This is a genomic window from Archangium sp. (assembly GCF_036389735.1).
Taxonomy (GTDB): Bacteria; Myxococcota; Myxococcia; order Myxococcales; family Myxococcaceae; genus Archangium.
Genome location: NZ_DASVWK010000917.1, coordinates 1 through 16,914, shown reverse-complemented (window position 1 = coordinate 16,914; position 16,914 = coordinate 1). Strand labels below are relative to the sequence as shown.

14 protein-coding genes are annotated in these 16,914 nt (G+C 70.0%); 7 read left to right on the top strand and 7 right to left on the bottom strand.

Going from position 1 to position 16,914, the window contains the following annotated elements; all coding sequences use genetic code 11:
• Positions 1-1,893: PAS domain-containing protein (locus tag VF794_RS32670; RefSeq protein WP_331117031.1), on the top strand; the 1,893-nt coding region annotated here is incomplete at its 5' end.
• Between the two features lie 4 nt (positions 1,894-1,897).
• Here the strand turns inward: VF794_RS32670 and VF794_RS32665 are convergent.
• The 4 genes from VF794_RS32665 to VF794_RS32650 all read right to left on the bottom strand — a co-directional run bounded on the left by VF794_RS32665 (position 1,898) and on the right by VF794_RS32650 (position 5,845).
• On the bottom strand, positions 1,898-2,725 hold the full coding sequence (locus VF794_RS32665; RefSeq protein WP_331117030.1) for a metallophosphoesterase: 828 nt from the start codon (positions 2,723-2,725) through the stop codon (positions 1,898-1,900).
• 283 nt (positions 2,726-3,008) lie between these two features.
• Positions 3,009-4,466: a hypothetical protein gene (locus VF794_RS32660; RefSeq protein WP_331117032.1), complete on the bottom strand. Its 1,458-nt coding sequence runs from the start codon at positions 4,464-4,466 to the stop codon at positions 3,009-3,011.
• Positions 4,467-4,642: 176 nt separating this feature from the next.
• Positions 4,643-5,227: a hypothetical protein gene (locus tag VF794_RS32655; protein WP_331117029.1), complete on the bottom strand. Its 585-nt coding sequence runs from the start codon at positions 5,225-5,227 to the stop codon at positions 4,643-4,645.
• A gap of 165 nt (positions 5,228-5,392) precedes the next feature.
• Positions 5,393-5,845, bottom strand: coding sequence for a Fur family transcriptional regulator (locus VF794_RS32650; RefSeq protein WP_331117028.1), 453 nt, complete (start codon positions 5,843-5,845; stop codon positions 5,393-5,395).
• 259 nt (positions 5,846-6,104) lie between these two features.
• Between VF794_RS32650 and VF794_RS32645 the strand changes: the two genes are divergently transcribed.
• From VF794_RS32645 to VF794_RS32635, 3 genes are all read left to right on the top strand, one after another.
• Positions 6,105-6,476: a response regulator gene (locus tag VF794_RS32645; RefSeq protein WP_331117027.1), complete on the top strand. Its 372-nt coding sequence runs from the start codon at positions 6,105-6,107 to the stop codon at positions 6,474-6,476.
• The gene (locus VF794_RS32640; RefSeq protein WP_331117026.1) at positions 6,457-7,353 is read left to right on the top strand and encodes a hypothetical protein; all 897 of its coding nucleotides are present in this window, start codon (positions 6,457-6,459) and stop codon (positions 7,351-7,353) included. Before VF794_RS32645 ends, VF794_RS32640 begins: the two co-directional genes overlap by 20 nt.
• A gap of 117 nt (positions 7,354-7,470) precedes the next feature.
• Positions 7,471-10,104 carry an ATP-dependent Clp protease ATP-binding subunit gene (locus VF794_RS32635; protein WP_331117025.1) on the top strand — a complete coding sequence of 878 codons (2,634 nt, stop codon included), beginning with the start codon at positions 7,471-7,473 and terminating at the stop codon, positions 10,102-10,104.
• 1 nt (position 10,105) lies between these two features.
• Here VF794_RS32635 and VF794_RS32630 read toward each other — a convergent pair whose 3' ends face one another.
• A complete protein-coding gene (locus VF794_RS32630; RefSeq protein WP_331117024.1) occupies positions 10,106-11,086 on the bottom strand; it encodes a TerC/Alx family metal homeostasis membrane protein in 981 nt (326 codons plus the stop codon).
• A gap of 128 nt (positions 11,087-11,214) precedes the next feature.
• Here VF794_RS32630 and VF794_RS32625 point away from each other — a divergent pair, with 128 nt between their 5' ends.
• Positions 11,215-11,805, top strand: coding sequence for a hypothetical protein (locus VF794_RS32625; protein ID WP_331117023.1), 591 nt, complete (start codon positions 11,215-11,217; stop codon positions 11,803-11,805).
• Between the two features lie 13 nt (positions 11,806-11,818).
• Here the strand turns inward: VF794_RS32625 and VF794_RS32620 are convergent, their stop codons facing one another.
• Positions 11,819-13,798 (bottom strand): S9 family peptidase, encoded by a 1,980-nt coding sequence (locus VF794_RS32620; protein WP_331117022.1) that lies wholly within the window; start codon positions 13,796-13,798, stop codon positions 11,819-11,821.
• 274 nt (positions 13,799-14,072) lie between these two features.
• Between VF794_RS32620 and VF794_RS32615 the strand changes: the two genes are divergently transcribed.
• Positions 14,073-14,786 (top strand): immunity 52 family protein, encoded by a 714-nt coding sequence (locus VF794_RS32615; protein ID WP_331117021.1) that lies wholly within the window; start codon positions 14,073-14,075, stop codon positions 14,784-14,786.
• 6 nt (positions 14,787-14,792) lie between these two features.
• On the opposite strand, the gene VF794_RS32610 is transcribed toward VF794_RS32615, so the two are convergent.
• On the bottom strand, positions 14,793-15,515 hold the full coding sequence (locus tag VF794_RS32610) for a hypothetical protein (RefSeq protein ID WP_331117020.1): 723 nt from the start codon (positions 15,513-15,515) through the stop codon (positions 14,793-14,795).
• Positions 15,516-16,089: 574 nt separating this feature from the next.
• Between VF794_RS32610 and VF794_RS32605 the strand changes: the two genes are divergently transcribed.
• On the top strand, positions 16,090-16,914 hold an 825-nt coding region (locus VF794_RS32605; protein WP_331117019.1), incomplete at its 3' end, for a response regulator.

The following is a 16,914-nucleotide window of genomic DNA, read 5'->3' as shown; positions in this document are numbered from 1 at the left end:
CCAGGGCCTGAACTGGCGTGGACGCTCCATACGGAGTGTCCGGCCCCATGCGTGCTCTTCCAGCCCCTGCGGGATGCCTCGGGCTCGCTGCTCGACTACCAATGGGTGAGCCTCAACCCCGCGGCCGAGGCACTCCTGCGCGAGCTGGGACTGGGCCGCGAGCTGTCCTCGTGGGCCAGGGCCCTGGAGGGCGTGCCGGAGCGGGCGGCGCTGGGCCGGGTGGTGGACGAGGGCCGGCCCCTCACCTTCGAGCTCGGCGGCCACCCGGCGGGCAAGGCGCGCTGGTTCCGCGCCCAGGCCGTGAAGCAGGGGGAGGGCTTCTCGCTGTGGCTCTTCGATGAGACCGAGGCCCACGAGGAGCGGCGCTCCCTGCGCGAGGCGCTGGCGCGCGAGCGGGCCCTCCAGGCTCGCGAGGAGCACCTGCGGCTCGCGCTGGAGACGGCCGGCATGGTGGCGTGGGATTGGTCCGCGGCGCGGCGCTCCATCACCTGGTCCTCCAACGCGGCGGGCTTCTTCGGCCGGTCCCCGGGGCAGGCGCTGAAGGAGTTCCTGGGCTGCGTCCACCCGGACGACCGGAAACGGGTGTCCGAGGCCCTGGAGCAGGGGCTACTGGCGCAGGGGCCCTACACCTTCCAGTTCCGAGGGCTGTGGCCGGACGGCTCGGTGCGCTGCTACGAGGTGGTGGGGCAGACGTTCCGCGAGAACGACGCCCCCTCGCGGATGCTCGGTGTGGTGCTGGACTGCACCGGGCGTGAGGGGGCCCAGTCGGCCCTGCGCGAGGCCGAGGAGCGCTACCGGCTGGCCTCCTGGGCCACCAACGACCTGCTCTGGGATTGGAACCCGGCGGGCGACTACATCCACTGGGGCGAGGCGAGCCAGGCCGTGCTCGGCTACCGGCCGGAGGAGATGGGCGGCTTCGCGTGGTGGACCGAGCAGCTCCACCCCGAGGACCGGAAGATGGTGCTCGAGTCACTCCAGCACGTGGTGGACTCGGGCGGCGAGTCCTGGATGGGCGAGTACCGCTTCCGCCGCAAGGACGGCACGTACGCCCATATGCTCGACCGGGGGCTGGTGGCCCGGGACTCCAAGGGCCGCACGTCGCGGATGATCGGCTCGCTGATGGACATCACCGAGCGCAAGCGCGCGATGGAGCGGATGCAGGAGGAGGCGCGCTTCCGCGAGCGCTTCATCGGGATTCTGGGGCACGATCTGCGCAACCCCCTCACCGCCATCTCCCTGTTGACGCGGACGCTGCGGCGGCGCGGTCTGGCTCCGCCCCAGCAGCTCCTGGCGCAGCGCATCGAGGCGAGCGCGGCGCGCATGGGGAACATGATCTCCGACATCCTCGACCTGACGCGGGCGCGGCTGTCCGGAGGGATTCCGCTGAGCCTGGCTCCGGCGAGCCTGCCCGTGGTGTGCCAGCAGGTGGTGGAGGAACTGTCGGTGGCGCACCCGGAGCGGACCATCTCCTTCCAGACCGAGGGAGAGGGCGAGGGCGTCTGGGACGCGGAGCGGCTGGCGCAGGTGGTGAGCAACCTGGTGGGCAACGCGCTCGAGCATGGCTTGCCCGACGGCACCATCTTCGTGCGGTGCGTGGGCGAGCCGGAGCGGCAGGTGCTGGAGATCTCCAACCCGGGGGCCCCGATTCCGGCCCACCTGCTGGGCTCGCTGTTCGACCCCTTCCGTCAAGTCGTCCCGGGACGGAGCGGACGGGGCAGCGGACTGGGGCTGGGGCTGTTCATCGTGCGCGAGCTCGTCGAGGCGCACGGCGGACAGGTGACGGTGCGCTCCAGCGCGCAGGAGGGGACGACGTTCACCGTCGTCCTGCCGAGGGACTCGCGCCAGTCCCTCCGGAGCGGGCGGGCCCCGGAAGAGGAGGCCCACCCGGCGTGAGCCCTCAGTGGGTGACGGCGGTGTCCACGGCGGGCCGGAGCGTGAAGAAGGCCACCTCGGGGTAGGTGCCGCGCCGCAGGTACGGCCCACCGAAGCCGAAGCCCAGCCCCATGTTCACGTACAGCTGGTTGCCGCGCACGTGGTAGTGGCCCTGGATGTAGGGCTGCCCCGCGCGACGGAAGATGGCCTCGGTCAGGCCGCGCACCACGAACTGGCCTCCGTGCGTGTGCCCGGAGAACTGCACCAGGTTGCCCTCCGGCGGCAGCTTCTCGATGGTGGGCGGCGCGTGCGTGAGCACCAGCCGGGTGCCCGACTCCGGCGCCCCGCGGAAGGTGGCCTCCACGTCGTCGCGGCCCGTACGCCCATCGTCGATGCCCAGGATGGTGGCCGGCGCCCCGCGCACGTGCACCACCCGGTGCTCGTTCTGGAGCACCGTGTAGCCCAGGCCCTCGAAGCCCGAGCGCAGGTAGTCCGCGTCCACCCAGTGGTCATGGTTGCCCAGCACCACGAACACCGGGCTGTTGAAGCCGGCCAGCTGCTCGATGACGCGCGGCAGCGGCTTGGGGCTGTGGGTGACGTAGTCCCCGGTGAGGAAGACGAAGTCGGGGTTGCGCGCGTTCACCTCGGCCACCGCCCGGCGGATGCGCACCGCCGAGGTGGCCTGGCCCACGTGGATGTCCGACAGGTGCGCGATGCGCAGCCCATCGTGCGCCGAGTGCAGGCTCGGCACGTGCAGCACGTTCTCCGACAGCATGAAGTGGTCGCGCCAGCGCAGCCTCGCGTCCGGCCTCAGCGGATCCGGTCCAATCGCCTTCACCTCGTTACGACGCATCGGGTTGCGATGCAGTACGGCGGAGTGAGGGGAGTGGGCTCCAGTGGACTGAGGATCGGAGCGGCGGCGGGCGAGTCTCATGCGAGTGAGGTTCCTTCCGTCGGGGGACGGCTCGAATTGTACCTGACACCGGCCACGGGGACGAGGCGGAGCAGACGGTCCGCCTGCCCGGTCTCCGGCCGATGTCAGCGGGCGACGGGTAACGAACGATCGGCCCCAAATAATTCCGGGCCACCGGCGTGAAGCCCGGTGGCCCGGTGACGGAGGAGGGAAGGGGCGTCGCTCAGTGGCCGCGCAGGACGGTGAGCCCCCGGTCGGTGAGCACGTAGAGCATCGCCGGCTTCACGGTGGGGTCATAGAGGAGCTGTTCCACCTTGTTCCCGTCCACGTCGCTCACTCGCACGAGCTGCTTGGAGGCATCCAGGCGCCAGAGGCCGGCGCCGTCGGTGCCTATGAAGAGCGAGCCGTCATCCGTGGCCGCCAGCGAGGTGAGTTCATCCGTGGGCAGCCCCGCCACCTTGACGCCCTTGGCCTCGGAGCGGCGCAGGATGCTCATCTGCCACAGCCCGAAGTCCTTGCTGGCCACGTAGTAGCGGCCATCGGTGGTCTGCTGGATGCCGCGCCAGAAGTCCTTCTCCTCCACGCTGTTGAGCTCGGGGATGAAGGCGTTGAGCTTCTCCGGGTTGAGCGTGTCGTTCACCCGGTCCCAGTCCGCCAGCCGCTCCGAGGGCGTCACCACGCCCACGTTCCAGTCGTTGCCGATGAGCACGTCCCCGTTGGGCGCGATGCCCACCGCGTACGTATAGCCGGCCATCTGCGTCTTGCCGCCGTCCGGCTTGGTCTTGAACCACACCGGGTGGCGGTGGCTGTTGTAGGTGAGGTCCCGGATGCGCGTCACGCCGTGGTTGGTGCCGATGTAGAGGTCACCCCTGTGCTTGCCGCGCATCACCTTCACGCAGGTGAGCACCGAGCGGTCCTCATCGAAGTGGTGGTCGTTCGTGTTGCGGATGCCGATGTCCTGCGGCCCGTTGGGCGTCGCCGAGCGGCTCAAGTGCTCCTCCAGCACCACGCGGCCGTCCGGCTCCAGCCGCACCACGTCCAGGTCGCCCTTCTTGTACTCCTCGTAGCGGATCGGGTCGAAGCGGGTCGGGTCCTCGCTCGTGTAGCCGTCGTCGATGTGCCTGCCGTCCGGGCTGTAGATGAAGGCCGGGCTCAGCTCGTAGGTGGCGTAGCCCACGTAGGCGCGGCCCGCGCTGCCTCCGCAGATGACGGTGGAGCCCAGGGCCAGCTTGTCCGGCCCGAAGCCCGGCGCCGCCTGACCCACGCCACTCGTCCACCTGGGCGTGGTGTCCCCGGGCCGCAGCACGCCGATGCGGTCCCCATCCAGCAGCCAGAGGTTGTACGCGTCGTCCACCGCCATCGCACGCACCTGGCCGAGCCCGTAGCGCTGCGAGTAGTTCACCACCGGCTCGTTCGGCCACGGCCCCACCGTCACCTGCGCGGGGGGAGTCGTCCCTCCGGGCTTCGTTCCCCCGGGGGGGGTGCCCCCAGGAGGTGTCGTGTTGCCCGGGTTGGGCGGAGTGATGACGCCCGGAGGCTGTCCCCCGCCCGTGGGCGGCGGTGGCTCGGTCCGAGCCGGATTCTCCGTCCCCACCGGGGGTCGCGGCTCCTGCGTCGTCGTGCCGCCACAGCCCCACGCCATCATCGCTCCCACCGTCCACGCCCCCACCAGTCCGCGCATCACTTCTCCCGCCTCCTCAGGCCTGTTTCCCTGCCTCGCGCATGGAGCAAACGCCGTACCGCGGGGCATGGGTCGCGCGGGGGAGTGGGGTGGGAAGCGGAGTTCCCGAAAGCGACCGGGCCCGTTCCCCAGCGAGGGAAACGGGCCCGGTCCTCCGTGAGACGGAGTGTCACGCGCTACTGATTCTGGGTCGGCTCGGTCACCGGCTCTTCCACGGGAGCGGCCTGGGTGTCCTTCTTCATGGTCTTCTTGGTGCTACCGGCCTTGGGGCTGGTGGCCTTGAGCTCCAGCGCGACGATCTCCTGGCCCTCGAGCTGGAACCGGGCGCGCACCTGGGCGCCCTCGGGAATGGCGGCCAGCTCCACCTTCTTGCCGTCCAGCATCACCTGGGTTTCCTTGCGCACGTCCAGGTCCGCGTCCGGCAGGCCCTGGCGGGCGAGGGTGACGCCGTCGATCGCCTTGCCCTTGAAAGTGCCCATCATGCTGAAGGCTTTTTCCTTCTTGAAGGTGCCGTCCTTCGCGGAGTCGATGCCCACCACCTCCTCGGCCTTCTGCTCGGCCTTCTTGCCCACCCCGACGACCTTCTTGCCAGCCTCGGAGATCTTGTCGTCCACCTCGGCGGCATCGACACCGGTGCTGATCTTCCGGCCCTCGTTGCGCTTCTGCTCCTGCTGGGCCTGGGTGTTCATGTCCTTGTCGTCGGACTGCGCCACGGCGGCGGTCCCCAGGGTGATGATCAGCGCGGCCAAGAGCTTCTTCATGAGTGCCCCTCCTTGGGTGTTCAGCGGTGCTGCTCGTGTATTCCTGCCGCGAAATGGTGGGGCTCGGTAGGAGCCCCGCCAACCCTGCGATGGCGCCGCCGGGGGGGCGCCGTCCGCAGGGCAGGCAGGCATGAGGAGGAGGCTGGACGGAGGAGGGGAGAAACCCTAGTGGCAGCGGTCGCAGAGGCCGCGAAGCTGGATGTCCACCGAGCGGGCGGACACGGACTTGGGGGCGCCCTTGGCGGGCGTGAGGCGCACGGACTCCGCGGGCAGGCAGGCGACCGAGCCACAGTCGGTGCAGGTGAAGTGCGGGTGCGTGCCCTGGTGCGCCTTCTCCTCGCGCTTGAGCTCGAAGCGCCACACGTGGTCGCCCAGGTCGGCGCGAATCACCAGCCCGGCCTCGGTGAGGTCGGTGAGGTTGCGGTAGATGGTGACACGGTCATAGCCCTGGTCGTCCAGGGCCTCGACCAGATCGGCGTGGCTCAAGGGCGCGGTGGCGGACTCCAGCTCCCGGAGCACCGCCACACGGGGCGCGGTGCTGCGCAAGCCAGCGGCCCGGAGACGTTCCTGGTATTCGGAGAGCTTCGGCTGGGGGGGGTTCTTCCGACTGGCAGCCATCGCCCTGCGCATATCTCAACTTCTTAGAAGTTGCACCTGGGTTGCCACCCTGGAGTGCCGAGTCACCGGTTTCCAACAGAGCGTCGGGAATCCCTGTAACTCGATGGCACCTGCATTGCGGTTTCAGTGGACGGGGAGTGCGGGCGGCCTGTTCGAAAAGCACCGGGGTTCCCGCCTTCTGGCTTGCGAGCCGGGCCTCGGACGGCGGACGCTCTGGAGGCCAGCCAACGGCGAGGGGTGGGACGTGCCCAGGGTGGTCGTGCTCGAAGACGATGAGGATCTGCGCTCCATCCTCTGTGAGCTGCTGTCGTTGTCCGGTGCCGAGCAGACGGTGAGCGCTGGGTCCCTCGCGGAGCTCCAGCGCCAGCGCGTCGAGGCGCTCGGATGCGGGCTGGCCATCCTGGACATCAACCTGGGGGCCGGCGTGCCCAGTGGGTTGGACGCCTACCGGTGGCTGCGCGACAACGGCTTCGCCGGGCGGAGCGTCTTCCTCACCGGCCATGCCCGCGCCCACCCGCTGGTGCGCGAGGCCCTGGAGCTGGCCCACGTCCAGGTGCTGTCCAAGCCCATCGAGTCCCGGCTCCTCCTGTCGCTGCTGGGAGGCGGTTCCCATGGAACCGGCGCGTCCTAGCCTGCTCTCGGTGGTGGAGCAGGAGCTGCGGGTGCGCGTCTGGCGTGGTACCCTGGTGGGCACCGTGCTCGTCGCCCTGACGGAGCTGGCCTACACCTTCATCGACTACGGGGTGTTCCAGGGGGCCCTCCTGCTGCCGGTGCCGCGCGTGCTGCACCTGCTGTGGGCCCTGCTCCTGCTGGGGCTGCTGCTCGTGCGCCGCTCGCGCCTGTCCCTCCGGGCGCTCGAGGCCTGCTTCGCGGGCGCGGTGCTGCCCTTCCTCCCCGTCTTCGCGCTGGCCGAGCACGCCATGACGACCACGGGGCTCGTCTGGGTGCCGATGACGGGCCACCGGCTGGTGATGCTGGCCATCAGCGTGCTGGCACCCACCAGTCTGTGGCTCGGGGGCGGGCTGATCGCCACCTTCGCCCTGGAGGCGGTGGTGCTGTGGTACGGGCTGGGGCTCGCCGCGCACCCGGGGGTGCGCTCTCCCTGGGAGCCCTGGGTGACGCTCGTCCACGGTGGCGTGGCCCTGGCCATGCTGGCCTACCGGGTGCGCAGCCATGCCATGGAGCTGAAGCTGCGCGAGGCCCGCGCCGAGGCCGAGGCCCTGGAGCGCCTGGCCCGCCTCTTCCTCGCGGTGCGCGACGCCACCAACACGCCCCTCCAGACGCTGGAGCTGAGCCTCGCCGTGCTCAAGCGCCGACACCCCGAGTGCACGCCCACCGCCGAGGCCATGGAGCGCGCGGTGCGGCGGCTGCGCTCGCTCGCCCAGCGCCTGGGCAGCGTGGACCCCCTGGTGGTGTGGCGCGAGGGCGACGAGTCCTTCGACGCCGACGCGATGCTCCGTCACCTGGAGGAGGACCTCGCCCGGGAGCTGGAGCGCCGCCGCCAGTGAGCCCCCGGGCCGGGCGAGGCATGGCCCGGCTGCTCGCCCGGTCATGTTCTCGGGTCCGCTGGTGGGCCGCCGGGCACATTCCTAGCTTGGCTGGAGGGGGCCTGGGAGGGCCGGAGCATGATGTGTGAGAACTGCCGGGCGCGGCTCGCGGTGGTGTTCCTCAAGCAGCGGATGGCGGATGGGCGCGAGGACAGCCTCGGCCTGTGCAACCACTGCGCGAGCGCCATGGACGTGGATGTGGACACGGGGACGGTGTCCTCCAGCTCGCTGGAGGGCCTGTTCGCGCAGCTGCAGGGCTCGCGGTCGCGGCGGGAGAACATCCTCGGGCAGCTCACCGAGTCGGCGCAGGAGGCATTGGAGCACGCGGCGCGGCTGACGCTGGAGTGGGGCTATGAGCGCATCAGCACCGAGCACCTGCTGCTGGCGCTGTGCCAGAAGGTCCCGGACATCCAGACGGCGCTGGAGATGGAGGGCACGGACGTCGAGGAGTACGAGGCCCGGCTGGGGCAGGTGATGGAGCGCCGCGCGCCCCGCCGCGCCGAGGGTGTGGGGCTGTCCTCGGGCATGAAGCGCGTGCTTCAGCTCGCACGGCTCCAGGCCGCGCAGATGAAGCAGACCTTCATCGGCCCCGAGCACCTGCTGCTCGCCCTCATGGCCGAGGGAGAGAGCTTCGCCGCCCAGTTCCTCTCGGACATCGACCCGGACGAGCTGCGCGAGCTCCTGACGGGCCCGGGGGCTTCCGGCTCGGCGTCCACCGAGCGCCTCCCCCCCAACCTCACCCGCTTCACGAGGGACCTCACCGCGCTGGCGAGGGCGGGCGAGCTGGATCCCATCATCGGCCGGGAGAAGGAGATCGAGCGGGTCATCCGCATCCTCAGTCGCAAGACGAAGAACAATCCGGTGCTCATCGGCGAGCCGGGCGTGGGCAAGACGGCCATCGCCGAGGGCCTGGCGCAGCGGATCATCTCGGGTGAGGTGCCGGATGTCCTCGAGGACAAGAAGGTGCTCGCGCTGGACCTGGGGGCGGTGGTGGGCGGCTCGAAGTTCCGCGGCGAGTTCGAGGAGCGCTTCAAGGGGTTGATGGAGGAGATCCGCACCCTCAAGGGGAGGATCATCCTCTTCATCGACGAGCTGCACACGCTGGTGGGCGCTGGCGCGGGAGAGGGCGCGGTGGACGCGGCCAACATGCTCAAGCCGGGCCTGTCGCGCGGCGAGCTCCAGTGCCTGGGCGCCACCACGCTCGACGAGCACCGCAAGCACATCGAGAAGGACGCGGCCCTGGCGCGCCGCTTCCAGCCGGTGATGGTGGCCGAGCCCACCCCCGAGCAGGCCATCGAGATCCTCCGCGGGCTGCGCGACGCGTACGAGGCGCACCACCGGGTGAAGATCACCGACAGCGCGCTCACCGCGGCGGTGGAGCTGTCGGACAAGTACATCAGCGACCGCTTCCTGCCGGACAAGGCGATTGATCTGCTCGACGAGGCGGCGGCGATGGTGCGGCTGGGGGCGCACACCGAGCCGGGCCGCATGAAGCACATGGAGGAGCGGCTGGCGCAGAAGGAGAAGGACAAGGAGGCCGCGGTGGCCAGCGAGCGCAACGAGGAGGCCTCGCGGCTCAAGCGGCAGCTCGAAGCGCTGCGCGCGGAACTGGGCGGGCTGCGCACCCAGTGGCAGCACGCGAAGGGGGTGTCCGAGCCCAGCGTCACCCCCGAGTCCATCGCCACGGTGGTGAGCGAGTGGACGGGGATTCCAGCGAGGAAGCTTCAGCAGGAGGAAGCGCGGCGGCTGCTGGAGATGGAGCAGTCATTGCGCCAGCGCGTGGTGGGCCAGGAGGAGGCCCTGCGCGCCATCTCCGAGGCGGTGCGCCGGGCCCGCGCGGGGCTGAAGGATCCGGGCCGGCCCATCGGCTCGTTCATCTTCCTGGGGCCCACGGGCGTGGGGAAGACGGAGACGGCGCGGGCGCTCGCCGACTACCTGTTCAACGACGAGAACGCGATGCTCCGCTTCGACATGTCCGAGTACCTGGAGCGACACACGGTGAGCCGGCTCATCGGCGCGCCTCCGGGGTATGTGGGCCACGAGGATGCCGGCCGCCTCACCGAGGCCGTGCGTCGCCGGCCCTACTCGGTGCTCCTCTTCGATGAGATCGAGAAGGCCCACCCGGACGTCTTCAACCTGCTGCTCCAGATATTGGACGACGGGCGGCTCACGGACGCGCGCGGGCGCACGGTGGACTTCAAGAACACCGTCATCATCATGACGTCCAACCTGGGCGCCGAGCAGCTCGGCCTCCCGAAGGGGGCCCTGGGCTTCCGGCCCCTGGAGGCCGGGGGGAGCGTGGACAACGAGCGCATGACCGCCACGGTGATGGAGGCGCTGCGCGGCCACTTCCGGCCGGAGTTCCTCAACCGCATCGATGAAGTCATCGTCTTCCACGCGCTCGACCGCGAGCAGCTCAACCGCATCGTGGACTCGATGCTGGGCTCCACCCGGCGCAAGCTGCACGGGCAGAACGTCACGTTGACGGTGAGTGAGGCGGCGAAGGACGCACTGGCCCAGCGGGGGTTCGATCCGAAGTTCGGAGCCCGTCCGCTGCGCCGGGTGATTCAGCGCGAGGTGGAGACGGAGCTGAGCCGGATGTTGCTGCGGGGCGAGCTGCGCGAGGGCGAGCGCATCCACGTGGACTTCGCGGACGGACGCTTCACCTTCCGCGTGGAGGGCCGGAGCGCCGGGCTGGACTCGGTCCACTGACCTACGCGTGGAGTTCCTCGTGCCTCCCCCCGCGCGGCCCGTCTTCCCGAGAGGACTCCCGCCGGACCGGGTGCTTCTTGCGTGCGTGGAGGCTCGCCCACACCGAGGCGCCGATGCACACCACGATGATCCCCACCGACAGCATGGGGGACACGTGAATCCACTCCGAGAGGATCATCTTCAATCCAGCGAACCCCAGCACCGCCGCGAGCCCCCAGTGCAGGTAGCGCAGCTCATGCACCGTCTTGGCCAGCGCGATGTAGAGCGCCCGCAGGCCGAGGATGGCGAAGACGTTCGACGTGTAGACGACGAACAGGTTCTGGCTCACCGACAGCGCCGCCGGCACCGAGTCGATGGCGAAGGCCACGTCCGTCAGCTCGATGGAGAGCAGGGCGAGCAGCAGCGGCGTCGCCAGCCGCCTGCCCTCCACCCGCTTGAAGAACTTCTCGCCCTCGTACTCCCGCGTCACCGGCAGGCGCTTCTCCAGCCAGTGCACCACCTTGTTGTCCGACTCCTCGGACGGGTGGCGCTTCGCCACGCGCCAGGCGGCCACGAGCAGGATGGCGCCGAAGATGTACACCACCCAGTGCCAGCGGGAGATGGCCTCCAGGCCCAGGAAGATGAACACGGCCCGGAACACGAGCGCCCCGAAGATGCCCCAGAAGAGCACGCCCCGCTGTTTGTCCTCGGGCACGCCCAGGCTCGAGAAGATGACGAGGAAGACGAAGAGGTTGTCCAGGCTCAGGCTCTTCTCGATGAGGTAGGCGCCCAGGTACTCCTGCGCGGCGATGCCCCCATGCCTCCAGGCCACCAGGACCGCGAAGGACAGGCCCACGGCGATCCACACGATGCTCCAGATGTACGCCGCCTTCTTCGACTCCGCATGGTTGCCCCGGTGGGCCAGCAGGTCGATGCCGAGCATCGCCAGCACGACCACCCCGAAAAGGCCCCATTCCCACGGCGCGACCGGGCTTGGATTCATGTGGGGAAGCTGACAATCCAGGGCCCTGGCAACAACCCGAGGTCAGAGTCCCGGCGGGGCTCCTGGCGCTCGTCCGCTGGCTCTCTCTAAGGTGCTCGGTGGCTCACGTCCCAACCCCGGAGTGCCCCATGCCCCAGGCCTCGTTTCCCGTCCGGCTCACGTTCGTCGGCGTCGTCCTCGGTGGAGGGCTCGCGGGGGCCCAGGAGCCCGCCGCCACCGCCGAGGCCATCCGCGACGTCTCCCCGCGCAACTACGGCAACCTGCGCATCGGCGCGTCCACCTCGAACCGCCGCGCCACCCTCTGCCTGGAGCTGTCGCCCATCGAGCTGCTCAGCGTGGAGGCGTGTGGCAACGGCTCGGGCTTCCTCCACAGCGAGCCGGCGCCGGAGATCGCCCACTTCCGCACCCACTTCAAGCTCGCCTCGTGGAAGACGCCGCTCGGCTGGCTCCAGCCCCGACTCAGCGCCGGCTTCGCGGAGCTCCAGGTGGGCGAGGACGGCGGAGGCTTCCACTTCTCCGGTGTCGGGCCCACGGGCGTCGAGACGGCCGGGCCCGAGGTCGGGGCCTCGCTGCGCGCGCTGCTGCCCGTGGCCGCGGGCTTCGAACTCGTGGGCGAGCTGGGCTTGAGCGCCGCGTACTTCCACTACGCGGCCGAGCTGCTCCGGCCCCAGGCCGTGCTCCAGCCCAACGCCTCCCTCACGGTCGGCGTCGGGTTCTGACGCGGGGCCCCGCTCAGCGGCGAGCGGGCTCGGGCAGCGCCCGCTCGAGCGCCACGGGCTCCAGCGGCTCCGCCAGCGTGATGTCCAACACCCGCGCGTAGAAGGACAGCTCGACCTCCAGCGCGCGCTTGACCGAATCGCGGTCCACCGTCAGCACCGCCGTGGGCACGTCGTTGGCCTTCAGCTGCCGCACCATCTCCTCGGTCTGCCGCGCCGGCGCTCGGGCATCCTGCCGCGGCTGGATGAAGAGGACGGGGCTGCGCTTGTTGAGGTCCATGTGGAAGCAGGGCGAGCGGTCCTGCAGGAGCTGCTTCGACTCGGGCAGGGGCCCGAGCATCTGGTCCATGTAGTGGGCCTCGAGCTTCTCCGCGTGCTCCACCAGCAGCTCCAGGTTGGACACGCCCCCGTGGCTCACGCCGCAGCGCAGGATGTCGCGGAAGGCCAGCAGCGAGAGCGTCGTGTAGCCGCTCGCGTCGGTGCCTCGCGCCGCCAGCCGCCTGGCGTCCACCTTGCCCTCCTGCACCAGCAGCAGCGCGGCGTTGGCGCAGTCATCCACGTCCATCACGCCCCAGTTGCCGTACAGCGACAGGCGGTACTCGCGCCCGTAGCCCGTGCTGCCCCGGTAGTTGACGTCCACCACCGCGAAGCCCCGGCTGGTGAAGTATTGGATGGTCCAGTCCAGCTTCGTCGAGGCGGACGCCGTGGGGCCGCCGTGGTTCATGATGAGCAGGGGCGGCTTCTGGCCCGCGGGCGCCGAGTGGTCCGGGTTGCTCGGCGGGTAATACCAGGCGTGGGCCTCGCCCAGCTCGGTGGTGGGGTAGTGCAGCGGCTGGCAGCGGGACAGGTACGGCGTCAGATCCTCCGGTAGCCGGCTGGAGGCCTTGAGCACCTGCGGCGTGCCCGACTCCAGGTCCAACCGCACCACGGAGGCCGGGTGCTCGGGCCCGCCGCCCACGAAGTACGCCGTGGAGAAGCCGCCGCGCACCTGGGTGATGTCCGTGTAGGGCGTGCTCAGCTCGGCGAACTGGCCCAGCACCACGTCCAGCCGCCCGAGCTTCCACTGGCCCTGCTCGTTGAAGGCGCACACCACGTGGCGCGGCGAGATGAAGGCATACGTGGACATGCCCAGGTTCCACTGGGCCGCGCCGAACTCCGCCTTGCGCTCCAGCACCGGCACCACGCTGCGCCCCTGGAGCCGGTACAGGTTCCACCAGTTGTTGCGATCGCTCACGAAGTACAGCTCACCCTGGGGCGACCACTCGGGCTGGAAGATGGACTCGGTGGTACCGCCGGCCACGAGCCTCGGGTTGCGCAGCGAGCCGTCCTCGTCCACGTCCGCGACCCACAGCTCGCAGCCATCCCACGGCATGCAGGGGTAGTCCCATTCGAGCCACGCCAGGCGCCGGCCGTTGGGGCTGAGGCTCGGCGAGGAATAGAAGTCCCGGCCCTCGGCCAGCACCCGCTGCCGCTGCCCGTCGATGTCCACCGCCACCAGCGCGCTGCGCGGCTGATCGTCCTCGAGGTTGCGCCAGTCCTCGCGCACGGCCATCACGCGGTGGCGCGTGCGATCCATGACGAGGTCCCCATAGCGGTGCTTGCCGCCGGTGTCCGGGGTGAGGGGCACCGGCGTGCGGCCCGGATTCACCCGGTACAGCCGCTGATCCACGTGGGCCCCGCCGCTGGCGTGGTTGACGAAGACGACCAGTCCCTCGGAGACGGCGAACGAGCCGCCGCCCTGTCCGTACACGAGGCTGCGCGAGCTGTAGGCGGGCTTGCCCTCCGCCGGCACGGGCAGGATGTCCGAGAGGGTTCCGTCGAGGGTGCGGCGCACGATGGCGTGCCGGCCGCGATCACCCGGGCGGACCTCCAGCCAGTACACATCATCCCCATCGACGGCCACCTCTCCGAGCGAGAGGGACTGGGTGGCGATCATGTCGGCGGAAATGGGGGACTTCCAGGAACCGTAGGGAGCCTCCCGACGCGAGGTCGTCATGAGCAGGCCTTTCCTTGGGGCGCGAAGACAATGAGTGGAGAGGCCTCTGGTGTAGCACGCCGGGGTGATGTGTCGCGGCGGGGGCGGGGGCCCACTTCCGGGGCGAAGTGTTGTCTATTGGGCAATGGCCTGGGAGCCCTTGCCTGCCAGAATCCACCCCTCCAGCGGGGAGGTCGGGCGGATGGTCGCCATCCTCCGGAAGCTGTTCAGGGAGGCGAACATCACGGGTATAGAAGTGGTTTACACCCCGCCGCTGCCTTGAGGCCTGTCACGCATGGTGGAGACATATTACGCCGGGGCCTACTGGGGAGGCCGCCCGGAGTCAGCCGAGGGGTGCGCTCGCCGCGCGGAGACCTTCTTCAGTCTCCTCTCTGGAAGTCACCCTGGTTATGCCCGTTGGTACGAGCAGGCCAACTCGACAAAGCGCTCGCTCCAACTCCAATTCGAGCCCTCCTACGACACCTTCACCCGCTTCTTCGGCAAGAAGAAGTACCAGGGCGGGGATGACGGTTTTTCTTTCGGCGCATGGACGGGCCATGTGGAGAAGGATCAGGGGGGAATGGTCCTGCTTCGGTGTGGCGCGGACGCCGAAGTGGTCCCCAACAGCGTTATTCTCTACTTCCCTACGAGAGAACCAGGTCGCGAGCGCATGCTGACTGTCCCCGTGCTCACCGGGGTGATGAGGGCGCTGGTGCTGGCATGGGAACCGGACTGGGCCGTCATCGTTTCTGGGAGCTTCCGGGATGCGCTGAGAGAGGAGGGGGACGGGAGATGCTTCGCGGGCTGGCTCACGTACCTGTCGCGGCGCCGTGGGGAGGTGCCCCCCCTGCCGGCTCCCGTGCGCGTCGAGCCCATGGAGGACAAGGGGACGCTCGTCCTGCTCACCCCCGAGCGCCTCAGTGCATCCAACCCCAAGCACCTGGCGCTAGGCCGCCGTGTTCAGGAGGTGCTGGACGAGAAGAACCTGCTCCGGCCGGTCCTCTCTTGAGCAGGGTCAGAAGCTGCCGCCCAGGCCGAGCACCGCGCCGCGCGAGGTGACGGACAGCAGGGGCTGCACGCGGGGGCGCGCGGAGGCCTCGGCGGAGTCCTGGCGGGGCGGGCGCGGCTCGCGGTTCTGCGACAGCTCGTAGGCGATGATGGGGCCGGCCATGGTGGCCAGCCCGGCCGCGACGCCGGTCAGCCTCCCCGTCGCGTCGACCTCATACGCGGCCACTCCCACCACCAGCCCCACCAGGCTTCCCAAGGCCATGCCGACGATCGCCGCGAACAGCTTGCCGTCTCCCCCGGTGACCTCACCGCCCCACCAGACGCCCACGGGATAGCCAATACCCGCTCCCGCCACGGCGCCGAGGACGGCTCCCCACGCACAGCCGACATACTCGCCCTGGCCATCCAGCGCCTCGCACAGCCCCAGGCCGAGCAGCCCTCCCACGAGGGTCCCGCCCAGGGACGTCACCGTTCCGGCTCCCACCTCCGCCAGGATGCGCAGACCCAAGGGAGTGCCGCTGCGCTGGGATTCCGGCTCGTCCAGCAACCGCAGGGGCTCGGGCTCGTCCGTGCCCGGGATTCCGGAGTCGGTGAAGGGCGTCTCGCTCTCGGTGGGCGTCTCGGGAGCGGCGAGCGGTGCATCCTGCGCGGCCAGGCCCACGCCGGGCACGAGGAGCAGCAGGGACAGGAGCAGTGGGAGCTTGAGCCAGCAAGAGGGTCTGTTCACCATGGCCCCGACATACTGCAAGCGGGGCGCCGAGGCGCCTCCCTCCTGGCACTCCACGGCCGTGGCCTCTGCCCTGTGCATTTCGCCGCACGCCTGCGCGGTCCGGGCTGCACACCCCGCCCTCTACCCGAGAACGTGGGGGGAAGGGACCGTCAATCCCTTGCTCACCGGGCTTCTCATCAGATGAGAGTCTTGTCCCGGCGGATCATTCCGGGTGTATGTGATGGAATGTTTTGCCTGATTTGGATTTGCCTTCCAAGGCCATGAGCAACCCGGTGGAAGGCTGTTGGTGGGAACATGTCCGACGGCCCTCCCGGGAGGAACAACGTCCAGATATGGACGGAACAACCCCTCGTTATTCCAGGGGAGAAGAGGGGGTGACCGCCCGGAGGCGGCAAACTGTTCGCTAGCGGCCATGGGACGGACCCCGGTTCCCGGGTACAGCAGGCAGGCAGGCATCTTTTCTCGTATTCCCTTTCCTGTATATTTCACCCGGTACTCACTGATTCCCGTCAGTCGTCTGGGAATGAGGTGGAGCCGGGCCGGGCTGTCTCATCGTGCCATTGGGGGGGTCCTCATGCCGTTCGCCACGCAAGCATTCTCGCCGCAGTCGGGAGTCTCCGCCGAGGTGTCGCGCAGGGTGCTGGTCGTCGACGCCACGCGGGAATTGCGGCTGCACCTGACGCCCCTGCTGCGCGCCGCGGGCTGCGAGGTGGTCTCGGTGGACAGCCTGCTGGCGGCCCGCGTCGAGCTGGGGCGCTTCCGGCCGATGATGGTGCTGGTGGACTGGCGCTCGCTGCCGCCGGACGGTGGGCCGGGCTGCGCGGTGATGCGGGCCCACCCCCACAACGGGGACGTGCCCATCCTCATCGTCGTGGGGGAGAACACGCCGGCGGAGCTGCTGGAGTCCTGCGTGCGGAGCGGCGCGGAGGACTGCGTGCTCGGCCCCGTGCGCGTCGCCGAGCTCCAGGCGCGCATCGACGTGCTGCGCGACAGGAGTTCCTGGCCCTCGCCCCGACTGCTGGAGCGGCATGCCCCCCGCACCGTGTTGCTGGTGGGCGAGGCGCCCGGCACGCACGAAGGTCTCGGCGCTCACCTGGAGGCGTGCGGCCATCATCTGCTGTACGCCCCCTCCTTCGAGCACGCCACGGCCCTGGCCCTCGAGCACGGCCAGCCCGTCCACCTGCTCCTGGTGCGCACCCCCGTCACCTCCGCCGAGGAGATGATGCGGGTGGAGCGCCTGCGCACGGGGACGCGCCTGGGGCGGGTGCCCACCGTGGTGGTGGCGGACGGTGACGTCACCGAGCTGCCGATGCTCGGCCAGGTGTGGCTGAGCGCGCGCTCCCTGGCGACGCGCCACCTGCTGGCCCGCATCAACGGCCAGCTCCAGCGCAACTACGCC